The sequence below is a fragment of the Streptomyces sp. NPDC055239 genome, assembly GCF_053606205.1.
Map to the genome: position 1 here is coordinate 366,176 of NZ_JBSGRD010000007.1, position 19,929 is coordinate 386,104.

Genomic DNA, 19,929 nt, shown 5'->3' on the forward strand with positions numbered 1-19,929 from the left:
GCGTGGTGCTCGCATACGACGCCCCCTGCCCCCGCCGCGCCTGCGACTGCGAGATTTCCTCATGTCTGTACCCACCACGCCCAGCGCCTCCCTGACCTGCTCCGCCCTGTCGTTCCAGTGGCCGGACGGCACGAGCGTCTTCGACGGCCTCTCCGTCAGCATCGGCCGGGGCCGCACCGGCCTCGTCGGGGCCAACGGCACGGGCAAGTCCACGCTGCTGCGCCTGCTCGCCGGGCAACTGCGCCCGTCCCAGGGCTCGGTGACCGTCGGCGGCAGCCTCGCCTACCTGCCGCAGAACATCACCCTCGACACGACCCTGCGCGTCGAGGCGGCCCTCGGTGTCGCCGAGCGGCGTGACGCGTTGCGCGCCATCGAGTCCGGCGACGTACGCGAACAGCACTTCGAGACGATCGGCGACGACTGGGACGTCGAGGAGAGGGCCCTTGCCGTGCTGGGGTCGCTCGGACTCGGCGGCGTCGAACTCGACCGCACGGTGGGCCAGATGTCCGGCGGGGAGACCGTTCTGCTGCGCCTGGCCGCGCTGCTCCTCGAGCGCCCGGACGTCCTCCTGCTCGACGAGCCGACCAACAACCTCGACCTGTTCGCGCGGCGCAGGCTCTACGAGGCCGTCGACTCCTGGCGCTCCGGTGTTCTTGTCGTGGTCAGCCACGACCTCGAACTGCTCGAGCGCGTCGACCGTATCGCCGAACTGCGCGCCGGGTCGGTGAGTTGGTACGGCGGCGGCTGGTCCGCCTACGAGGAAGCCCTTGCCACCGAGCAGGAAGCGGCAGGGCGGATGCTGCGTGCCGCAGAGGCCGACGTACGCCGCCAGAAGCGCGAACTGGAGGAGACCCAGGTCAAGGTGGCCCGCCGCCAGCGACACAGCAAGAAGATGGACGCCCAGCGGCGCGCACCGCGCATCGTCGCGGGCGAGAAGAAGCGATCCGCGCAGGAGTCGGGGGACAAGCTCCGCGGCCTGCACGAGGAGCGGCTCAGCGATGCGCGCGAGCGGCGCGAGGAAGCCGCGGACGCGATCCGCAACGACGCCGAGATCCGCGTCAGCCTCCCGCACACCGCTGTGCCCGCGGGCCGCACGGTGCTGACGCTGAGCGAACTACGCCCCCAGTACGGCAAGTTGAAGCAAGGGAGCCTGCACGTACAAGGACCCGAGCGGATCGCCCTCGTCGGACGCAACGGCGCCGGCAAGACAACGCTGCTGCGCACCCTCACCGGGGAGTTGGCCCCGCTGTCCGGGGAGGTCAGGACGTTCGTGCCGCTGCGGTTCCTGCCGCAGCGTCTAGATGTGCTCGACGACGGGCTCAGCGTCGCGGCGAACGTCTCCCGCCTGGCTCCCGGGCTCACCGACAACCACATCCGCTCCCAGCTCGCGCGCTTCCTGTTCAAGGGGGCACGCGCCGAACAACCGGCGGGCACCCTCTCGGGAGGCGAGCGCTTCCGCGCCGCGCTCGCCGCGATGATGCTCGCCGCCCCGGCCCCTCAGCTCTTGATGCTGGACGAGCCGACCAACAACCTCGACCTGGCGAGCGTGCGCCAACTGACCGGCGCACTCGAGTCGTACGAGGGCGCACTCCTGATCGCCAGCCACGACCTGACCTTCCTGGAGTCGGTCGGCATCACCCGCTGGGTGCTCGTCGCGGACGAACTCCAGGAGACCACCGCGGAGGAGGTACGTGACCTCCTGGGGGCGCCGCAGACGGACTGATCAGGAACGGCCTGATCCTGATGAGGAACGGGCTGTCCGGCGCACCAGGCGCAGCCCCACCGCGTCCTGTTGCTCCACGTCGCTGTCCGTCGCCAGATGGAGAGGAACGAAGAGGACCATCCAGTAGAAGCCGAACAGCCAGCGGCCGACGAGTTGGAGGAGACCGGGGCGTCGGCCGTCGGTGGCCCGGACCACGCGCAGACCCGTGATCAGTTTCCCGAGACCGGCCCTGGCCGCGAGGGTGAGCAGGACGTGGTTGACGAAGGAGACTCCGACGGCCACGCCGAGTGCAGTCCCCCACACGGTGGGGGACTGCACTCGGAGTTCGACCACTCCGTCGCTCACCCGCACACCGGCCGCGACGCCGGCCGCGAGGCCGCACACCAGGGCGGTGAGCGCGTCGATGACCGCAGAGGTGGCCTTGCGTGCCGGGGCGGGGGCCACATCACGGGCCGGGCTGTACTGCTGCATGGCTGCACGCTACTGTCCCGGCCCGGACGACCGCCCAGGGGGTCAGTTGTGCAGGGCCACCAGGACGATGGCGGCCGAGACGGCGCCGAGTGCCAGGGCGGCGACGCCGTGGGAGAGCCGGTGTGCGCGCGGGACGGGCAGGAAGTGGTCGACGGCGAACTTGCCGGGGCCCGCCAGCGCCAGGCTCACGGCGGCGACGAGCAGTACCAGGTCGTACTCGATGCCGGAGGGGTTGAAGAAGCCGTTGCCCCACTTCATGGCGATGGCGTTGAGCATGATCCCGAGGACGCCCGCCCCGGCGAGCGGGGTGAGCAGGCCGATGGCGAGGCCCAGGCCGCAGAACGTCTCGGTCAGACCGGCGATCGTGGCCATGACCTTGGGGGCGGAGTAGCCGTCGCTCGCGAAGAACCCGGCGGTGCCGTCGAGACCGCCGCCGTTGAACCAGCCGAAGAGCTTCTGGCTGCCGTGGACGGCCATGGTCAGGCCGACCGCGCAGCGCAGCAGCAGGAGCCCGATGTCAGTGCCGGAGTGCGATGAGGCGAGCGGGGAGCCGGGGCCGCCCCGAGTTGTGGTGGACATGCCGGTGGAGGTGAAAAGGGACATGCGGATCTCTCCTGTTGGTCGATGAGGGTGATGCGGTGATGCCGACCGGTCCTGTCGGCGGGGTGCGGGTGGAGAGATCCCGTCTACGTTCTGATGACCTGGGTTCTGTAGAGGTCGACGGACGTCGCGTCCGGGGGAGAGGCTGCCGGCGGTGCGGGTGACTCGTCCCGCGGCCCGTACGACGTGGGTGCGGTGTCGAAGGCGGGCGAGCCGGTCCGCTCGGGAGCGGGCAACGCCCCGCGCGGGGTCGTGTTCTCGCCCTCGTGGCAGCCACGGCCGCCGTCGCGGGCCCGGTCACGGCCGCTGTCACGGCTGTCGGCGTGCGGGGCGAGTGACGCGACGGCGGTGTCCGAAGCGACGGCGGTGTCCGCAAGACCGTCGAGGCCGAGCAGGGGGATGAGGAAGAGAAAGGCCATGGCGAGCAGGGCGGTACGCACCGTACCGCCCTGGGGTCGTGTCTCCCGTGTGGCCATGTCCGACTGATGGTAGGGCAGTGGTGCGCTTTTGAAGTAGCGGATCAGGTGAGTGGGGTGCGCGTGCAGTGCGGCGGCGGGACGGTGATGTGTCTCTGGCCCCGGCGAGTTGTTCGTGGTTCCCCGTGGTGTCGAACACTGCCCGGTGGCGGACGAGCTCGTCTCCCAGCGACCCGGGAGGGCGGCCCGGTGCCGGTCCGGCGGAGGCGTCCGGGCACGGGACCTCGTGGGCGGCGCCGCTGCTCGGAAGTCGCTCCTCGAAAAGTGACGAGTGCCACCTGCCCGGCAATGGGCAGGTCATCGCTTTGTATCCTCGGCGGGCAGTGCCGATGCCCCCGTCGCCGGCCGAGGCAGCTGACAGGCCCCGGCAGCGCCGACAACGTAAGGACACATCATGACCACCGAGCTGAGCCCCGACTCCCTGACCGGGCTCGTTGAGCGGGCCCGCCAGGACTACCAGGACCTCGCAGGGCGCGGGCTCTCGCTCGACCTCACGCGTGGCAAGCCGGCGCCGGAGCAGCTCGACCTCTCCGCGGAGCTGCTGAGTCTGCCGGGCGGGCGGCACACCTCCGCCGATGGCACGGACGTACGCAATTACGGGGGTCTGCAGGGTCTGGCGGAGCTCCGGGAGATCTTCGCGGACGTGCTCCAGGTGCCGGCCGGGCAGCTCCTCGCGCTCGGCAACTCCAGCCTCGAGCTGATGCACGACTGCCTGGTGCACGCGCTGCTGAGTGTGGTGCCGGGTGGCGAGTCGCGCTGGGTGGACCAGGAGCGGATCGCTTTCCTGTGCCCGGTTCCGGGATACGACCGGCATTTCGGGCTCTGTGAGCGGTTCGGGATCGACATGATCCCGGTTCCGATGACCGCCGAGGGCCCGGACATGGACGCCGTGGAGCGGCTCGTCGCCGAGAACCCGAAGATCAAGGGCATCTGGTGCGTCCCGAAGTACAGCAACCCCGACGGTGTCTCCTACAGCGACGAGACCGTCGCCCGCCTCGCCTCGATGCAGGCCGCCGCGCCCGACTTCCGGATCTTCTGGGACAACGCGTACGCCGCCCACCACCTCACCGACGAGCCCACCGAGATAGCCGACCTGCTCACCGCCTGCGCGGACGCGGGGCACGAGGACCGTGTCTTCGTCTTCGGCTCCACCTCGAAGATCACCGCGGCGGGTGCGGGCGTAGCCTTCTTCGGCTCATCGCCCGCGAACCTGAAGTGGCTGCTCGCCAACAACGCCAAGCGGTCGATCGGCCCGGACAAGATCAACCAGCTGCGGCACGTGATGTTCCTGCGGGACGCCGACGGGGTGCGGGCCCACATGGAGCGCCAGCGCGCCCTGCTCCAGCCGAAGTTCGAGGCGGTGGCCCGCATCCTTGAGGCGGAGCTCGGCGGCACCGGCCTCGCCCGGTGGACCGACCCCAAGGGCGGCTACTTCGTCACTCTCGAAGTGACCGACGGCTGCGCCAAGGAGGTCGTACGCCGTGCCGCCGAAGCGGGCATCGTACTGACCCCCGCCGGCGCCACCCACCCGCACGGCGACGACCCGCGCGACGCCACCATCCGCATCGCACCCAGCTACCCGAGCCTCACCGAACTCGAGCAGGCCATCGAGGGCCTCGCGGTGTGCGTACGGCTCGTGGGGTACGAGCAGCGGGTTCGCTAGGGCCCATTAGGCCCACTACGGCCGCCAGGGCCGATGTCGTGGGGAGGGGCGACGGGGGAGAGACAATGCGCCCACGGGCCGTCAACGGCGGCGTGCGGTCAGCAGCCAGGTGAGATCGATCAGCGTGATCGCCCCCCAGATCCAGTAGACGACGGAGCCTTCGCCCGGCGTCAGTGCCGTGGCGAGGGCGCCCAATCCGACCGTGCCCAGCACCACCGTGACACTGCGCCTCAGTGTCAGTGTCAGGGATGCGCGCAGCGGCCCTGGTTCGGCCAGCCTGTCGGCCAGGTAGGCGTCGAACGCCTCCGCGACCTGATCGTCGATCTCGTCCCGCATCTGGGCGTCCAGCGATTCAGGCATGGGCGCTGCCCCGCTGCGTCACAGTTGCCGGAAGTGAAGTCGCCTCTGGCGGCCGTGGCGCGATGGCGGCGCACAAGGCCGCCAGGGGCAGCAGGAGCGCCGATGCCTGCGGGCGGGCGATTTCCGACGCATCGAAGCCGGTCCGAGCGACCCGCCGGTGCCGAGCTGGACAGAGGGTGGGCAGCGTCGTTCGCAGCACCGCAAGCCATGGCGCCAGCGCAAGCCCCGATATCGGTAACAGCTTCCCGGCCAGGTTCTTTCGCATCTTCTCGACCCCCGTGCACTCGGCGCCCGATGGCGCCTCCCGCACCAACGTAGCCATCGCAGAGATATTCTGCAAACAATCTCTGCGAATACTGCAGAGGGTCTCTGCAGTAGGCTGGTCGCCATGGTCGAGCGCCCCGAGAAGCCCGAGAAGAGAGTGCTCACCGGCCCGGATCTCAAAGCCTTCTACAAGGCGCTGTCCAACCCGGTGCGCCGCGACATCCTGAGCTACCTCGGAGAACATGGCGAAGCGAACTCCACCAGCGTTGCCAAGTCCCTCGGCGAAAGCACCGGCACCACCAGCTACCACCTGCGCAAACTCGCCGACCTCAAGCTGATCGCCGAGATCGAGGAGCGGTCCACCGGCCGGGAGCGCTGGTGGAAGTCGCTCATGACGGACATCTTCACGCCGCCGGGCCTGGAGATGAAGGCCGACGAACGCGAGGCCGCGGTCAAGGCCGGCGCCCTCAAGATGACCCAAGACCTGAACCTGGTCGTGAGCGCGTACGGCGGGTACGACTCCTCCGAGGGCTGGAACCAGATCCACCGCGCCGGATCGCGGATGACGAAGGAGGAGGTCGCCTCGTTCGTCGAGGAGTACCAGGCTCTTCTGCGCAAGTACCTGAGGGAACCCGGTGACCACCCACCCGGCTCGCGGCGCATGGCCGTACGCCTGGTAGCTGTGCCCGACGACGGCCCACGGCCCACCCTGCCGACTGGGCCGGACAACGATTAGTGCCGCACCGGACGGCAGAGTCCTGACATCGAATCAGCCCAGGTCGGTGACGCCGCCCTCGCTGTGACCGGCTCGGGTCAGCCCTCGGCCGAGGAGTCATGGGCACTGCCGCTGCCGGGCAGAATCTCGGGCCCGGCGAGCACCATCTCGCGCTCCACCTTCGAAGGGTCGCCCTTCATGGGGGCGGTCACCCCGGAGCGTACGAATCCGTACCGCCGGTAGAAGCTCTCGGCCCGTGCGTTGTCCTCGTGGACGTACAGGCGCACCCGCGCCACTTCCGGCATCGTCCATCCCCACTCGACAGCCGCCTCGAAGAGCGCGTCGGTCACACCGCTTCCGCGGTACTCGGGGCGGACGAAGACGCCGACGACATGCGCCTGGCGTTGCTGGACAGTCCCGCCGAACACATCGTCGCTGCCCGCGTCCTCGATGAGTACGGTCACCGTGCCGCTCCACGCCCCGCCCGGTCCCTCCGCCACGAATTGGCGCACCCGCGTCCCGCCTGCAGCCGACCCCTTGGCCCGCTCCTCCCAGAAGGAGTCCGGCTGCGCGGCGGCCTGTTCGTACGTGTCGAGGAAGGCGATCGGAGCCGCCGGATCCTGCAGTGCCAGGAGGCGCAGTTCTTTCACCTCGGGCCACTCATCGGCGCGTATAGGACGGACGGCAGGGCGCGGAACCTGGTTCATGTCGCGGCACCCTACGGGACCGTCGTGCCGGAACGCTTCTGTATTTCCCCAGGTCCTCGCGCCGGAGGGGGGTGCTCGATGAGCGTCGCGGCGCACTTCTCGTCTTCGTCCGAGCAGGGAAAGAAACTTCGTTCACCCTCTTGACCGGTCGTCCCGTGCCGCGCACAGTACTCGTTAATGCGCATGACTAATACGCATTAACGATGCGAAGGGGCAGTGGTGGACGAACCCAGGAAGCGGGCCGCACGAGGGCGGGCGCCCGCCTCGGTAGGGCGCACCGGGCGTCCGCGCCAGGCCGAGGTCGCCCGGCTCGCGGGAGTGTCGCAGGCCACGGTCTCGCTGGTGCTCGCAGGCAAGAAGCAGGGCATCGCCATCTCCGACGAGACCCGGCAGAAAGTGCTCGACGCCGCAGGCAGCCTGGGCTACGTACCGGACCCGGCCGCCAGGCGGCTCGCGGCGGCGCGCAACGGCCTGCTCGGAGTGTTCAGTTTCACGGCCACCTTCCCCACGGACGTGCAGCACTCGTACTACCCGTTCCTGGTCGGCGTGGAGCAGGAAGCCGCCGCGCAGGGATACGACCTGGTGCTCTTCACCGGGTCGAGCCGCGGCGGCGCGGGGGCCGGTGCGCCGCACGCGCTCAACAGGGCGCGACTCGCCGACGGGTGTCTCTTCCTGGGCCGCCACGCTCCTGTGGACGAACTGCGCAGGCTCGTGGACGACGGGTTCCCCGTGGTCCACCTGGGACGCAGGGACGAACCGGAGGGCCTTGCCTGGGTCGGTGCCGACTACGTCAGCGCCAGCAGCGAAGTCGTCCACCGGCTCGCCGCTCTCGGGCACCGCCGCGTCGTCCTCGTACGCGAAGACGACGACGCGCCCGCCTCCACCGACCGTGAAAAGGGCTTCCTGGAGGGGCTTGAGAGCGCGGGTCTGCCCGGTGGCCCCGATGCCGTCTTCCGCCGTTCCGATCCGGAACAGGCGCTCGGGGCGGAGCAGCTGCGGCAGTGGGTGGCGCAGGGCGTCACCGCCGTGGTGGCCGAGGAGACCGACAGCGGCGCGGCCTGGCGAGCGTTGAGCGCTGCTGCCCGCGACGCCGGTCTGCGCTGCCCCGGCGACATCTCCCTCGCCCTGCTCGGCAGCCCGCCCCCCGATCTCGCCGACGAGCCGCAGCCCACGGGATTCGACATCCCCCGTGCGCAGTTGGGCGCGACGGCCGTGCGCCTGCTCGCCACACTCGTCGCCGGTGAGGACGCCCCCGACCCGCTGGTGGCCTGCACGTTCCGGCCCGGCGCCACCACAGGGCCGCCGCCCAAGGCGCTTCCGGAGAGCGCATGACGGCGGCCGTGAGCAGCCGCGCCCCGCCTGACCGTGCGCCCCCGCAGCACGACCACGTACAGCACCGCACAAGGAGAACCGTGATCCCTGAACCGGACATCCTCATCGTCGGCGGCGGCCTTGGCGGCGTCGCCGCAGCGCTCGCCGCCTGCCGGGCCGGCCGGACCGTCGTCCTCACCGAGGAGACCGACTGGATCGGTGGCCAGCTCACCTCCCAGGCCGTTCCGCCGGACGAGCACCCCTGGGTGGAGCAGTTCGGCACGACCGCCTCGTACCGCAAGCTGCGCGAGTCCATCAGGGACTACTACCGCCAGTGGTATCCGCTCCGGTCGGAAGCGTCGTCCCTGACCAACCTCAATCCGGGCGCAGGCCGCGTCAGCAAGCTCTGCCACGAGCCCCGCGTCGCCCTCGCCGTCATGGAGGGCATGCTCGCGCCCCATCTCGCGTCGGGGCGGCTGACTCTTCTCACCGAGCACCGGGCCGTCGCCGCCGAGTCGGACAACGATGTCATCACCTCCGTGGCCCTGGAGAACCTGCGCGACGGCGAGCGCACCACGCTCCACGCCCGGTACGTCATCGACGCCACCGAGACCGGTGAACTCCTAGAACTCGGCGGCGTCGAGCACGCCATCGGCGCCGAGTCACGCGCCGAGTTCGGCGAGCCGCACGCACCCGAGGAGGCGCAGCCCCTCAACCAGCAGGGCATCACCGTCTGCTTCGCGCTCTCCCACCACGAGGGCGAGAACCACGTCATCGAGCGCCCCGTCGACTACGACTTCTGGCGCTCCTACCAGCCCGACTTCTGGCCGGGCCCGCTCCTCGGCTTCCTCGCCCCGGACCCCCGCTCGCTCGAAGCCGTCCCGCGTACGTTCCTGCCGAACCCGGAGATCGACCCGCTCGCTGTCAACGCCGACCAGAGCGCCGACGCGGGCGACAAGGAACTGTGGGGCTTCCGCCGCATCCTCGCCCGCAAGCTGCACCGGCCGGGAGCTTTCGACTCCGACATCACCCTGGTCAACTGGCCGCTCAACGACTACTGGCTGAAGCCGCTGATCGGGGGCGGCGAGGAGACCTCGGCGCAGGCACTCGCGGAGGCGCGTCAGCTGTCCCTCTCGGTCCTGTACTGGCTCCAGACCGAGGCACCCCGCGAGGACGGCGGGACCGGTTTCCCCGGTCTGCGGCTTCGCCCCGACATCACGGGCACGGCGGACGGCCTGGCCAAGGCCCCTTACGTGCGGGAGTCGCGGCGGATCAAGGCCGTCACCACCGTCACCGAGCAGGACGTGGCGATCGACGTCGTCGGCCCCTACGGGCGGACCGCCTACCGGGACTCGGTCGGCGTCGGCAACTACCGCATCGACCTGCACCCCTCCACCGGCGGCGACAACTACATCGACATCGGCTCCGTGCCGTTCGAGATACCGCTCGGCGCCCTCGTGCCCCGCCGCGTCCGCAATCTCCTCCCGGCGGGCAAGAACATCGGCACCACCCACATCACCAACGGCTGCTACCGCCTCCACCCCGTGGAGTGGAACATCGGCGAGGTCGCCGGTGCCCTGGCCGCGCACTGCGTGTCCGAAGGCGTCGAACCCCACCAGGTCCAGGCCGAGGACAAGCGGTTCGACGAGTTCGCCCGGCTGCTCGACCGAGAAGGCGTGCAGCGCCACTGGCCCGACGTACGCGGCTACTGAGAGCTGATCGCTCTCACAAGTGCCGGGTGGGACAGCTCCACCTGTCCCACCCGGCCCGCCCGCGCACCGCCAACCCGCACAAGGAGGTGCCCAACCAATGACCACCCACCGCATCCGCGTCGGCATCGACGTGGGCGGAACCTTCACCGACGCCGTGGCAGTCGACGCCACGACCCTGGAACTCCTGGGACAGGTGAAGGTCCCCACCAGCCACCATCATGAGGACGGCGTGGCCCACGGCATCGTGGAAGCCCTGAGCCGTCTGCTGGCAGAAACCGGCCGCGCACCGGAGGATGTCGCTTTTCTGGCGCACGGCACGACACAGGCTACCAACGCCCTGCTTGAGGGCGACGTCGCCACCGTGGGCCTGATCGGTATCGGCGCCGGTGCCGCTGCCAAGCTCACCCGCCGCCTTGCCGCGCTCGGCAAGCTCCAACTCACCCCGGGCAAAAGCCTTCCGCTCGCCTACGCCCATGTCGCCGACCCCGACGACGCGCAAGCCGTCCGGCGCGCCGCCGAGTCGCTGGCCCAGGACGGCGCCCAAGTCCTCGTCGCCACCGAGCCGTTCAGCGTGGACCGTCCCGAGGGCGAACAGGCCGTCGTGGCGGCGGCACGTTCCGCCGGTCTCCCGCTGACCGCCGCGCACGAGATCACCTCTCTCTACGGGCTGCACAAGCGCACCCGTACGGCCGTGGTCAACGCGGCGATCCTGCCGCGCATGCTGGCCACCGCCGACCTCGTCGACAGCTCCATCACCAAGGCCGGAGTCGAATCCCCGCTGATGGTGATGCGCTGCGACGGCGGTGTGATGTCCCTCGACGAGATGCGGCGCAGACCGCTGCTCACGGTCCTCTCGGGCCCCGCGGCGGGCGTGGCAGGCGCGCTGATGCAGGAACGCATCAGCGAGGGAGTCTTCCTGGAGACCGGCGGCACCTCCACCGACATCAGCGTCGTGCGACGCGGCAAGGTGGCCGTCCAGCACGCCACCATCCTCGGCAAGAAGTCCTACCTCAACGCCCTGGACGTACGCACCGTCGGAGTCGGCGGCGGTTCCATGGTGCGGATCGGCGGCGGCAAGGTGACCGGGGTCGGGCCGCGCAGCGCCCACATCGCCGGGCTGCCCTACGCCTGCTTCGCGACCCTCGACGACCTGCGCGACGCCAAGCTCACCACCGTCCGCCCGATGGACGGCGACCCGGAGGACTACGCCGTGCTCGACGCGGCGGGCGGCCGTTTCGCACTCACCATGACCTGCGCGGCCAACGCGGCGGGACGCGTCCCAGAGGGCGACTTCGCCCGCAGCGACCAGGAGGTCGCCAAGGCGGCGCTCGCCCCGCTCGCCGAGACACTCGGCGTGGACATCGCCACCGCGGCCGACCGGCTCCTCGACGCGGGAACGGCTCAGGTCAAGAAGGTCGTCGACACGATGATCCGCGACTACCGGCTCGACAAGGACACCGCCCTGCTCGTCGGCGGAGGCGGCGGAGCCGCGTCCGTCACCCCGCACCTGGCCGAAGCCAGCGGCCTTCAGGGGCGCATCGCCCGCCACAGCGAGGTGATCAGCCCGATCGGGGTCGCGCTCGCCCTGGTCCGCGAGCAGATCGAGCGGACCATCCCCGGCGCGGGACAGGAACAGATCCTCGCCGTACGGGCAGAGGCGGAGGCCGCCGTCATCGCGCAGGGCGCCGCCGCCGACGGCGTCGAGGTCGAAGTGACCGTCGACCCGCAGACCAGCACCGTCCGCGCCGTGGCCACCGGCGCCACCGAACTGCGTACCCAGGACCGTGCGCACCGGGCGGACGAGGAGGAGCGGCTGCGCACGGCGGCGGCCAGCCTCAAGAGCGACCCGTCCCAGGTCACCGTCCTCGCCAAGACGGCCTCCCACACCGTGTACGGAACCGAGGTGCGCCGCACCCTGCGCGCCACCCGGCATCCGGTACGGATCGTCGACGCCGACGGCGTCGTACGCCTCCATGTCCCCGACGCCCGCGTGGAGACCACCCGGGTCGCCGACGCCCCCGAAGTACTGGCGAAACTGGTGCGCGAGACCACCTCGTACGGCGACGGCGGGGTCAGGGCCCCGGCCGTGCGGCTGCTGCTCGGCTCCCGGATCGCGGACCTGTCAGGCGTCCTCGACCCCGAACCGCTGCTTGCACTCGCCCGCAGCGAACTGGACTCCCGTACCGCCGACGAGCCGGTCATCGCCGTGCTCGAGGTACGCATATGAGTACCCCCGCGGCGCCCTCGCCCGAGACCCTCGACGACCTGGACCACGCGGTCCACCTCCTTGCCGCGACCCCCACCCACGAGGGCCGCGACCCGCAGCTCCTTCGCCACTGGGCGCGCACGGCCGAGGAGTTCGGCGCCGCCCTCGCCCCCGTGCCGTGCCGTGCCAGGATCGTCGAGCGCGCCGACGGCCTGGAGCGCGGCCTGCTCGCCCGCTACACGTCACGGCCGACGCCGACGGTGGAGCTCTACACCGACACCCTCGCGGCGGCCGAAGCCCTGATCGACGAACGGGGCTGGCGGCACTGGTATCCGCCGGGATCGGTGCGCGCGGCGGCCCTCGCCCACGAATCCGTGCACGAACACCTCCACCACGGTCCGGCGAAGGCCGCACTGAAGCAGGCCCTGGGCCATGTCGTCCTGCGTGCCGGGCGGTTCCGCCTCTACGGGCACGTGGCGGGCGCGGAGGAGATCGCCGCCCACGCCCATGCCCGGACCGTCTGCGGACTCGGCCGCAGCCCCCTTCTTCTCACGGCCGCGCTCGCCGACGCCGTGACCCACAGAGAGAAGTAGCGCCATGGGCGTTGTCATCCTGATCGTCATGGCGGTGGGTGTCGCAGCGATGCTCACCCGCAAACTCCCCACCGCCTTCGCCCTGGTCCTCCTCGGTGTCGTCATCGCGCTCGTCGCAGGCGCACCGCTGACCGGCAAGGAGAGCGTCTTCGACACCGTCCTCCAGGAGGGCGCCCCGATGCTCGCCTCGACGATGATCGCGGTGCTGCTCGGCTCGTGGCTCGGCAAACTCCTCGACGAGACCGGCATCGCAGGGACCATCGTCCGCAAGATCGTGGAGTTCGGCGGCGACCGGCCCACGGTCGTGGCACTCGGCGTCCTCGCCGTGTCCGCGCTGATCGGCACGGTCACAGGATCGGCCCCCGCCGCCATGCTGGCCGGCATCATCGGCATCCCCGCCATGGTCGCCGTGGGCATCCCCAAGGTCACCGCGGCGGGCACCATCCTGATGGGCATCGCCGTCGGAGTGCCGTTCGAGCTCCCCATCTGGCAGTTCTTCTCCACCGCCCTGGACCTGCCGGTCCCCACGGTGCGCGGCTTCATGGTGAAGCTGTTCCCGCTGGCCCTTGTCGCGGCCGTCGCCTTCGTCCTCATCGAGTCCCGCCGCCGCGGAGTCGAACACACCTGGGCGCTGAAGTCGGCAGTCGACAAACGCCGTTCGCGCCGTGAGCGGCTCGGCGACGCACCGTGGTACGCGCTGCTCACCCCTGTCGTGCCGCTCGTCCTGGCCCTCGGCTTCGAGCTGGCCATCATCCCCTCGCTGCTCGCCGGAGTGCTCTACGCACTGGTCACCACGACCCGGCCGCGCGAGATGAACAAGCGTCTTCTGCGCACCCTGTACGGCGGCTTCGAGGTCGCCGCACCCCCGATCGCGCTGTTCATCGCGATCGGCATCCTGCTCGCCGCGGTGAAGCTGCCGGGCGCCATCGAGGCCCTCGAACCCCTGGTCAAGGCCGTCAGCCCGCAGAACCCGGTGCTGTTCGTCCTCGTCTTCACCCTGCTGGTACCGCTGTGCCTCTACCGAGGCCCCCTGAACGTCTACGGCCTCGGCGCGGGCATCGCGGGCGTCCTCATCGCGGCCGGCATCTACCCCGCCGTCGCCGTGCTCGGCCTCGCCGCCTCCTACAACCAGGTCTTCGGCGTATCCGACCCCACAAGCACCCAGACCGTATGGAGCGCCCAGTACGCGGGCGTCGGCCCCCAGCAGGTCATGGTGCGCACCCTGCCCTACGTGTGGGTCGTCGCCCTCGGTGGATTCTGCGTGACCGCCGCCACCTACCTCTGAGCACTTTCTCTGACATTCAACTCCCGGGACGGAGTCCAGAAATGAACGAGCCTCAGCACAATTTCCCGCGCCGCTTCTTCCTGCGCGGGGCCGCCGCCACCGGCACGGCCCTGGCGTTCGGCGCCGGAACGGCGGGCACGGCCACGGCGGCGCCCGGCGGCTTCCCCGACTACACCTATGTGCGGACGGTCCTGAAGCCGTCGGACCTCGCCTACAACCCCACGGGCGAGATCATCTTCCCGTGCCTGCGCGGGACCGTCGGCCGCATCTCCGGCGCACTGGGCCGGTACTACCTCTACTACGCCCCGCACGACGCCCCCGGCGGCATCTGCCTCGCCTACGGCGACTCGATAGACGGACCGTTCACCGAGTACAAGGCCAACCCCCTCGTCACCAACAACTGGCAGCCCCACTACAAGGTCAGCCATGTCTCCTCGCCCCACGTGCTGTGGAACGAGGACGCCAAGGAGATGTGGCTCTACTTCCACGGCGAGAACACCACGACCCGCCTGGCACGCTCCAAGGACGGCATCCACTTCACGTACGACAAGGTGGTCCTCTCCACCTCGATGCTGCCGAGCGGCTCGACCGAGACGTCGTACGCCCGCGTGTTCCGTCACGACCTGCCCTCCCGTGGCGCCCGCTACGTGATGCTCTTCATGCTGAACAACACCACCAACCACCGCGACATCGCCTGGGGATGGTCGGCCGATGGGCGCAACTGGACCTTCGATCAGACCCCGTTGATCCGCCATGCCGATGTGGGGGCACAGAACGTGGGCGGGCCACACCTGCTGACGCGCGGCAACAGTGCCTACGTCGTCTACAACACGGACAAGGGCAGCGGCGGCAACATACTGATCACCGAGGTCGGCAAGGACTTCTCCCGCCGCGAGCACCTCGGGATCTTCCACAACTCGATGAACGGCGCGCCGGACAACGGGCGCAGCGCGTCACCGAGTTTCGGTACGGAGAACGGCGTGCCCTACATGATGTACGAGGCGGGGGAGCGGCTTCAGGGCGCGATCGCTCTGGCACGCGCCAAGTAGCTCAACGCGCAGGGGAGTTGATCAGCGGCGCCCGAGGACATGGTGGGTTTCGACCATGTCCTCGGGCGCCGCGTCGTCACGCGGTGACGGTCAGCTCGGTCAGGGCGCCCCCGGATGACGCGGTGACGCGGAGCGCCACATAGCGCGCCGTGCGGTCGGTGCGCAGGGTTCCGCGCGCCGACAAGCGGGCCGAGCCGTCGTACGTACGACCGTCGAGGCTGAACTCGACTTGTGCCGCCGGGACGTGGCCGCCCCGCCACCGGGCGCGGATCTCGCCGATGTGCTGTTCGGCGCCCAGGTCGACGACCATGCGGCCGTCCTGACCGGCGTTCCACGCGGTTGCCTCGTCGCCGTCGACCGCGGCCCCCGGATCCGTCATGCCGGGCGGCAGCGGCGCGGTCGGGAAGGTGGTGCGGCCGAGTGCCAGGTCCGCGAGTGGGTACGCCGTGGCCCGGGGCACCGTGACCTTGGTCGTACGGCCCGCGCGGACCGTGGCGCCGACGCTCCTGCCCTGTGCCGAGACAGTGACGCGGCAGGACGGTCCGCTCAGTCGGACGGTGCTGCCGTCGACGACCTCGGCACGCAGCCCGGCGGGCAGGCGGCTCGCGGACAGGGTGATGCGTGGCGGCGCCAACAGGGCGGATGCGGCGGGCAGTTCGACTCGATAGGCCGTGCCGGACTCGGTGAGGGTCTGGACGCCCTCGTAGAGACGGACTTCTCCGGAGCGTGCGCCGGGGATCGTCACCGTCGTGGTCACGGAGTCCGGGGAGAGGTTGAACAGGCTCAAGTGGTTCTCGGTGAGAGCGGCCTTGACGTCCGTGGAGCCCGCCGAGGGCGTCTTGCGGGCGGCTGCGGCGCGCAGCTCCTTCGGCGTCGCACTCGGGAGCCCTTCGACGAGCATGCTCTCGGCCGGACCGTCGGAGAGGACGACCGTGTCGCCGTACACCGAGATCGGGTGGGCGCCGCCCCGCACGACGAGACCGGCACGGCCGTCGATGTCCAGCCACTGGCCGCGGCTGGTGAGGTCCGGCCGCGGCCAGGCGACCAGGTCGGTCCACTTCTCCCCGTCGGCCGATCCCTGGAGCCGGTAGGAGCGGCCCGCCGCTGCCTCCCAGCGCAGCGTCACCCGGTCGGCGGACCGTGAGGAGCCGAGGTCGACGGCCATCCAGCTGTCGGCCCGCGTACGGTCGGCGCGCGACACCGCCCAGCGGCTCGTCCCACCACCGTCGATCGCGAGCGAGGGCTCCTTGCCCGGGTCGAAGGAGGAGGCGGAGGCCTTCACCCCCGCTGCGCGTGCCAGATCGTCGCCCGAGGCGCCGTCGCGTATCTCGAAGGCGTACAGCGAGTATCCGTACGACGGGTCAGGTCGCACGCCCAGCATCCGCAGGTGCTTGAACTGGCCGCGAGTGAAGGTCAGTTCGTCCGTGCGCGGCCCGGCGGACGGCTGGCCCCCGGTGCCTGCCTCGACGGTGGTGTCTCCCTCGGCGGCTCGATAGGTCCGGCTGCCGTCAAGGCCCGGGACGCCGGGCATCGACAGGTTGCGCACCTCCAGATGGCCCTCCCCGGCTGCCGTGCCGGACGTCGCGTAGACCACGGCTCCCGACGGCAGCGTGGTGAACCCGGCGTGCCCGTGATCCAGCGTCAGCAGGCTCGCGCTCCCGTCGAAGCCGTCCCGAAGCCGGGTGTACGTGACCACGTTCCGCTCGGTGACCTGGTTGCGGGCGCTCGGCAGGAACATGGGTGTCGTACCACTGAGCGCGAACAGCCAGTCGTCGTGGGCCGGTTGCCAGGCGAACTTCACGAAGCCCGGCTTGCTGACGGCGCCCGCCCACGCGCCGGGGGACTGGTGGGAGACCAGGCCGGGGCCCGTGCCGTGATCTCTGACGCCGCTCGCGTGCTCGAAGAGCTCGCCGGGGGAGAGGGGCTGTACGGGGGATTTCCCGGAGCGGGCCCGCCACTCGTGCAGGAGATAGCTGATGGCCAGTTCGGCGCGTGCCTCCGGCTCGTACTTGGGCTCGCCCGAGAACTTCGCGATGCGGTACTCCGGCGGGTACTTCTGATACCCCTCGAGACGTTCGGCCAGGGCCCGTTCGCAGGCGGCCGCGGCGCGGTCACCGACGACCTGGGCCAGGAAGGCGAGGGGGATGACATCGCGGCCGTAGAGGTGCTCACGGTCGGCGACCATCGGCATCAGGGGCTCGCCCGCGTCGCTCATCACACCGAGCAGCGTGCGCCACAGCGGGACGGCGTTGGGCTGGGCGGTGAGCACCTCGGGCAGGGCCTTGCCCGAGGTGAGGAAGTGGGCGGCGTTGCGTCCTGAGGTGCGCCAGAGCTCCTCCTGGTAGTGCGGGCCGAACGAGCCGTGGTTCTCGACGATGAAGGTGTCGTACAGGTTCTGCGCGGTGTTCGCGCTGACGGGAACGCCGTCCACCCGGGCCGGATTGGCGAGGTCGGCGGCCGGGAGCCCCGCCTCGTTGCGGCTCCAGCGGCCGAAGGCGGCGCGCCACGTGTCATGGCGCTGATCGTCGCTCGCCCAGGCCAGGGCAGGGGCGAGCGACTGGGCGTAGATGCCCATCTCCTCGAGCTTGGTGTCACCCTTGAAACCGCCGACGAGCCCGTGGGGAGTCCAGTCGCCGGAATCGGGATCGTCGCCCGTTCCCAACCCCTCGGTGTACTTGGCCTGTTCGCGGACGATGGTGTCGACGTTGTGCCGCGTCGCCTCGTCGAGGTCGTCCCAGAGCAGGCGTGCCGCCAGGACGAAGTAGGACTGGAAGGTGGTGTCGAAGAACAGCTTGCGGCCCCACTGTGAGCCGCCCGTCAGCCGGTTGGAGGCCGCGAAGTGCTTCAGGGTGGCGAGCGTACGGGTGCGCAGCGTGTCCCTGTCGACTCCGGCGCGCTCGGCGTCGTAGGGGCCGCGAGTCAGCAGGACGGCGTTGCCGAGCACGACGGCGAACCCGAAGTCCTTGTTCGTGTAGTGGCCCTGGGCCGCGTCCCATTGGGTCTCGGCCCAGCGGGTGTGAGACAGCAGAACACGGTAGTAGGTGCTCGCGATCGCGTCCGGTTCCGCGTTCTGTTCCGCGTCCGGTTCCGCGTTCGGCTCTGCTTCCGTGGCGGCCGAGGCCTGTCCCGGGCCCAGGGCGAGCGGGAAGGCCACTGCGGCACCGGATACCCCGAGCAGCTGTAGGGCTTGACGGCGTGTGAGTCCCCAGGCTTGCTGCGGCATCGTGGCGCGACCTCCTTGGACAACGTTGTCAGAGAGCGGTCATTCTTCGGGGGCTCCGTGAGCACGTCAAGGGTTCTGCCTGGCTGGAGGCGATCTAGCAGGGCGGCCACGTGGGGCGGTGCGAGAGAGGCAGGGTCAGCAGGGCCTGGCCCACGGTGGGGTAGTGGGGGAAGAACTCCGTGCTGCCGGTCAGGGTGAGGAGTTCGGCGAGATGGCGTCCGGCTCCGGCGAGGAGCAGGTGACCCTCGCGGCGCCGCAGTAACCACCGCACCCCGAGCAGACAGTTGAGCCCGCGCGAATCGCAGAACACGAGCGCCGTCACATCCAGAACGAGATGCCGATGACCCGCCATGACGGAGTCGCCGAGCGTGCGAAGAAAGAACTTCTCGCCGCTCCGGTCGAGTTCACCGCTCACACGCAGCACGGCACACTCGTCGCACCGCGCGAGCTCGTGGATGATGAGGCGATGGGTCTGCGTCGACATCGCGCCTCCTTGTGGTCGTCGTACGGAAGCCCGTGCGCATGTCGGTGCACTTTGTGCTTGCCTGCCGAGTCCCCCGTCCGCCTCTCCCTACGCCTCTTGGTTTGCCTTCCCGCCCGTGTTCCGTGCCCGCGATTCGTACCGGAAAGCGGCCGAATGATAAGATCAGCGATGTTCGTGTGTGATCCAGATCGAGGACGTTGGGAGTTGGGGTTGATGACCGCGCTGAAGGCCACTGCCGTGCGCACCGCCCGGACCATTCTCACGTCCCGGGCCGTGGCCTGACCTCAGTCGGATCTGCCCTCGCCGGGAGCGTGAGCTCGCGGGGCCTCACCCACACGAACCCACCATGAAACGGATCTCCGTCCATCATGAGCGATACCCACATGAGCAGTACCCGCATGAGTCATGCCTGGATCACGCGCGCCGAGACCAGCGCTGACATCCCCGCCGTCCGCGCCGTCGACGTCGCCGCGTTCGACACCCCGGCAGAGGCCGATCTCGTGGACGCGCTGCGTGCCGATGCCGCGTGGATCGACGGACTGTCCGTCGTCACCACCGACCAGGACGGCACGCTCGTCGGCCACGCACTGCTGACCCGCTGCCACATCGGCGACACCCCGGCCCTGTGCCTGGCCCCCGTCGCCGTACTCCCCGAGTTCCAGAAGACCGGCGCCGGCTCCGCGGCCATCCGTGCCGCGCTCGACGCCGCGAAGGGCAGGGGCGAGCGCTTCGTCACCGTCCTCGGGCATCCCGCGTACTATCCGCGATTCGGCTTCGCCCGTGCTTCGACGTACGGCATCGGTATCAGCATCGAGGTCCCTGACGAAGCCATGATGGCCCTCGCCCTGGACGCCGATCACCCGCTGCCCAGCGGCACGGTGCGCTATGCCGCGCCGTTCGGTATCTGAGTATCTGACGGACATGGCGTGAGCTCCCACAGGCGGCGGCCCGTGTAGGGGGCCGCCGCCGTGGGCTGCTCGGCGGTGATCCGTGCGACCGCCCGGCCGTCCAGCGCTGTAGCTGTGGCATGGCACGTGCTGTCGCTCGTGGCGTGCAGTGTCATGAGGATACTGAATGCCATGGGAGG

General features: G+C 70.2%; 17 protein-coding genes. 10 read left to right on the plus strand and 7 right to left on the minus strand.

Going from position 1 to position 19,929, the window contains the following annotated elements:
- Positions 1–61: 61 nt before the first annotated feature.
- A complete protein-coding gene (locus tag ACWFRJ_RS24175) occupies positions 62–1,723 on the plus strand; it encodes an ABC-F family ATP-binding cassette domain-containing protein (RefSeq protein WP_453534474.1) in 1,662 nt (553 codons plus the stop codon).
- On the opposite strand, the gene ACWFRJ_RS24180 is transcribed toward ACWFRJ_RS24175, so the two are convergent.
- From ACWFRJ_RS24180 to ACWFRJ_RS24190, 3 genes are all read right to left on the minus strand, one after another.
- On the minus strand, positions 1,724–2,194 hold the full coding sequence (locus tag ACWFRJ_RS24180) for an RDD family protein (protein ID WP_453534477.1): 471 nt from the start codon (positions 2,192–2,194) through the stop codon (positions 1,724–1,726). It abuts the gene before it with no gap.
- Between the two features lie 42 nt (positions 2,195–2,236).
- A complete protein-coding gene (locus ACWFRJ_RS24185; protein ID WP_453534480.1) occupies positions 2,237–2,797 on the minus strand; it encodes a DoxX family protein in 561 nt (186 codons plus the stop codon).
- Positions 2,798–2,880: 83 nt separating this feature from the next.
- Positions 2,881–3,270, minus strand: coding sequence for a hypothetical protein (locus tag ACWFRJ_RS24190; RefSeq protein ID WP_453534483.1), 390 nt, complete (start codon positions 3,268–3,270; stop codon positions 2,881–2,883).
- Between the two features lie 394 nt (positions 3,271–3,664).
- On the opposite strand from ACWFRJ_RS24190, the gene ACWFRJ_RS24195 reads away from it, so the two are divergent.
- Entirely contained in the window at positions 3,665–4,933 is a 1,269-nt protein-coding gene (locus tag ACWFRJ_RS24195; RefSeq protein ID WP_453534486.1) for an aminotransferase class I/II-fold pyridoxal phosphate-dependent enzyme, read from the plus strand.
- 81 nt (positions 4,934–5,014) lie between these two features.
- Here ACWFRJ_RS24195 and ACWFRJ_RS24200 read toward each other — a convergent pair whose 3' ends face one another.
- Positions 5,015–5,293 carry a hypothetical protein gene (locus ACWFRJ_RS24200; protein ID WP_453534489.1) on the minus strand — a complete coding sequence of 93 codons (279 nt, stop codon included), beginning with the start codon at positions 5,291–5,293 and terminating at the stop codon, positions 5,015–5,017.
- Between the two features lie 388 nt (positions 5,294–5,681).
- On the opposite strand from ACWFRJ_RS24200, the gene ACWFRJ_RS24205 reads away from it, so the two are divergent.
- Positions 5,682–6,293: a helix-turn-helix domain-containing protein gene (locus ACWFRJ_RS24205; protein ID WP_453534492.1), complete on the plus strand. Its 612-nt coding sequence runs from the start codon at positions 5,682–5,684 to the stop codon at positions 6,291–6,293.
- Between the two features lie 77 nt (positions 6,294–6,370).
- On the opposite strand, the gene ACWFRJ_RS24210 is transcribed toward ACWFRJ_RS24205, so the two are convergent.
- Complete coding sequence (locus ACWFRJ_RS24210) at positions 6,371–6,979, minus strand: GNAT family N-acetyltransferase (protein ID WP_453534495.1); 609 nt, start codon at positions 6,977–6,979, stop codon at positions 6,371–6,373.
- Positions 6,980–7,198: 219 nt separating this feature from the next.
- On the opposite strand from ACWFRJ_RS24210, the gene ACWFRJ_RS24215 reads away from it, so the two are divergent.
- From ACWFRJ_RS24215 to ACWFRJ_RS24240, 6 genes are all read left to right on the plus strand, one after another.
- Positions 7,199–8,311 (plus strand): LacI family DNA-binding transcriptional regulator, encoded by a 1,113-nt coding sequence (locus tag ACWFRJ_RS24215; RefSeq protein WP_453534498.1) that lies wholly within the window; start codon positions 7,199–7,201, stop codon positions 8,309–8,311.
- Positions 8,312–8,391: 80 nt separating this feature from the next.
- Positions 8,392–10,002 carry an FAD-dependent oxidoreductase gene (locus tag ACWFRJ_RS24220; RefSeq protein ID WP_453534501.1) on the plus strand — a complete coding sequence of 537 codons (1,611 nt, stop codon included), beginning with the start codon at positions 8,392–8,394 and terminating at the stop codon, positions 10,000–10,002.
- A gap of 97 nt (positions 10,003–10,099) precedes the next feature.
- The gene (locus tag ACWFRJ_RS24225) at positions 10,100–12,229 is read left to right on the plus strand and encodes a hydantoinase/oxoprolinase family protein (protein ID WP_453534504.1); all 2,130 of its coding nucleotides are present in this window, start codon (positions 10,100–10,102) and stop codon (positions 12,227–12,229) included.
- Positions 12,226–12,801: a hypothetical protein gene (locus tag ACWFRJ_RS24230; RefSeq protein ID WP_453534507.1), complete on the plus strand. Its 576-nt coding sequence runs from the start codon at positions 12,226–12,228 to the stop codon at positions 12,799–12,801. Before ACWFRJ_RS24225 ends, ACWFRJ_RS24230 begins: the two co-directional genes overlap by 4 nt.
- Positions 12,802–12,805: 4 nt before the next feature.
- Positions 12,806–14,086 carry a TRAP transporter large permease subunit gene (locus tag ACWFRJ_RS24235; protein ID WP_453534510.1) on the plus strand — a complete coding sequence of 427 codons (1,281 nt, stop codon included), beginning with the start codon at positions 12,806–12,808 and terminating at the stop codon, positions 14,084–14,086.
- 41 nt (positions 14,087–14,127) lie between these two features.
- Positions 14,128–15,135: a hypothetical protein gene (locus ACWFRJ_RS24240; protein WP_453534513.1), complete on the plus strand. Its 1,008-nt coding sequence runs from the start codon at positions 14,128–14,130 to the stop codon at positions 15,133–15,135.
- A gap of 76 nt (positions 15,136–15,211) precedes the next feature.
- On the opposite strand, the gene ACWFRJ_RS24245 is transcribed toward ACWFRJ_RS24240, so the two are convergent.
- Together ACWFRJ_RS24245 and ACWFRJ_RS24250 are read right to left on the minus strand one after the other, a co-directional pair.
- Entirely contained in the window at positions 15,212–18,358 is a 3,147-nt protein-coding gene (locus ACWFRJ_RS24245) for a discoidin domain-containing protein (RefSeq protein ID WP_453534516.1), read from the minus strand.
- A gap of 94 nt (positions 18,359–18,452) precedes the next feature.
- Complete coding sequence (locus tag ACWFRJ_RS24250) at positions 18,453–18,842, minus strand: STAS domain-containing protein (protein ID WP_453534519.1); 390 nt, start codon at positions 18,840–18,842, stop codon at positions 18,453–18,455.
- Positions 18,843–19,240: 398 nt separating this feature from the next.
- Between ACWFRJ_RS24250 and ACWFRJ_RS24255 the strand changes: the two genes are divergently transcribed.
- Entirely contained in the window at positions 19,241–19,750 is a 510-nt protein-coding gene (locus tag ACWFRJ_RS24255; RefSeq protein WP_453534661.1) for a GNAT family N-acetyltransferase, read from the plus strand.
- The last annotated feature ends 179 nt before the right edge of the window (positions 19,751–19,929 follow it).

Coding starts and splice junctions, on each gene's coding strand:
- ACWFRJ_RS24205 (WP_453534492.1), top strand. CDS start 5,682: ATGGTCGAGCGCCCCGAGAAGCCCGAGAAGAGAGTGCTCACCGGCCCG.
- ACWFRJ_RS24230 (WP_453534507.1), top strand. CDS start 12,226: ATGAGTACCCCCGCGGCGCCCTCGCCCGAGACCCTCGACGACCTGGAC.
- ACWFRJ_RS24250 (WP_453534519.1), bottom strand. CDS start 18,842: ATGTCGACGCAGACCCATCGCCTCATCATCCACGAGCTCGCGCGGTGC.
- ACWFRJ_RS24185 (WP_453534480.1), bottom strand. CDS start 2,797: ATGTCCCTTTTCACCTCCACCGGCATGTCCACCACAACTCGGGGCGGC.
- ACWFRJ_RS24235 (WP_453534510.1), top strand. CDS start 12,806: ATGGGCGTTGTCATCCTGATCGTCATGGCGGTGGGTGTCGCAGCGATG.
- ACWFRJ_RS24180 (WP_453534477.1), bottom strand. CDS start 2,194: ATGCAGCAGTACAGCCCGGCCCGTGATGTGGCCCCCGCCCCGGCACGC.
- ACWFRJ_RS24225 (WP_453534504.1), top strand. CDS start 10,100: ATGACCACCCACCGCATCCGCGTCGGCATCGACGTGGGCGGAACCTTC.
- ACWFRJ_RS24190 (WP_453534483.1), bottom strand. CDS start 3,270: ATGGCCACACGGGAGACACGACCCCAGGGCGGTACGGTGCGTACCGCC.
- ACWFRJ_RS24195 (WP_453534486.1), top strand. CDS start 3,665: ATGACCACCGAGCTGAGCCCCGACTCCCTGACCGGGCTCGTTGAGCGG.
- ACWFRJ_RS24200 (WP_453534489.1), bottom strand. CDS start 5,293: ATGCCTGAATCGCTGGACGCCCAGATGCGGGACGAGATCGACGATCAG.
- ACWFRJ_RS24240 (WP_453534513.1), top strand. CDS start 14,128: ATGAACGAGCCTCAGCACAATTTCCCGCGCCGCTTCTTCCTGCGCGGG.
- ACWFRJ_RS24175 (WP_453534474.1), top strand. CDS start 62: ATGTCTGTACCCACCACGCCCAGCGCCTCCCTGACCTGCTCCGCCCTG.
- ACWFRJ_RS24255 (WP_453534661.1), top strand. CDS start 19,241: ATGAGTCATGCCTGGATCACGCGCGCCGAGACCAGCGCTGACATCCCC.
- ACWFRJ_RS24210 (WP_453534495.1), bottom strand. CDS start 6,979: ATGAACCAGGTTCCGCGCCCTGCCGTCCGTCCTATACGCGCCGATGAG.
- ACWFRJ_RS24245 (WP_453534516.1), bottom strand. CDS start 18,358: ATGCCGCAGCAAGCCTGGGGACTCACACGCCGTCAAGCCCTACAGCTG.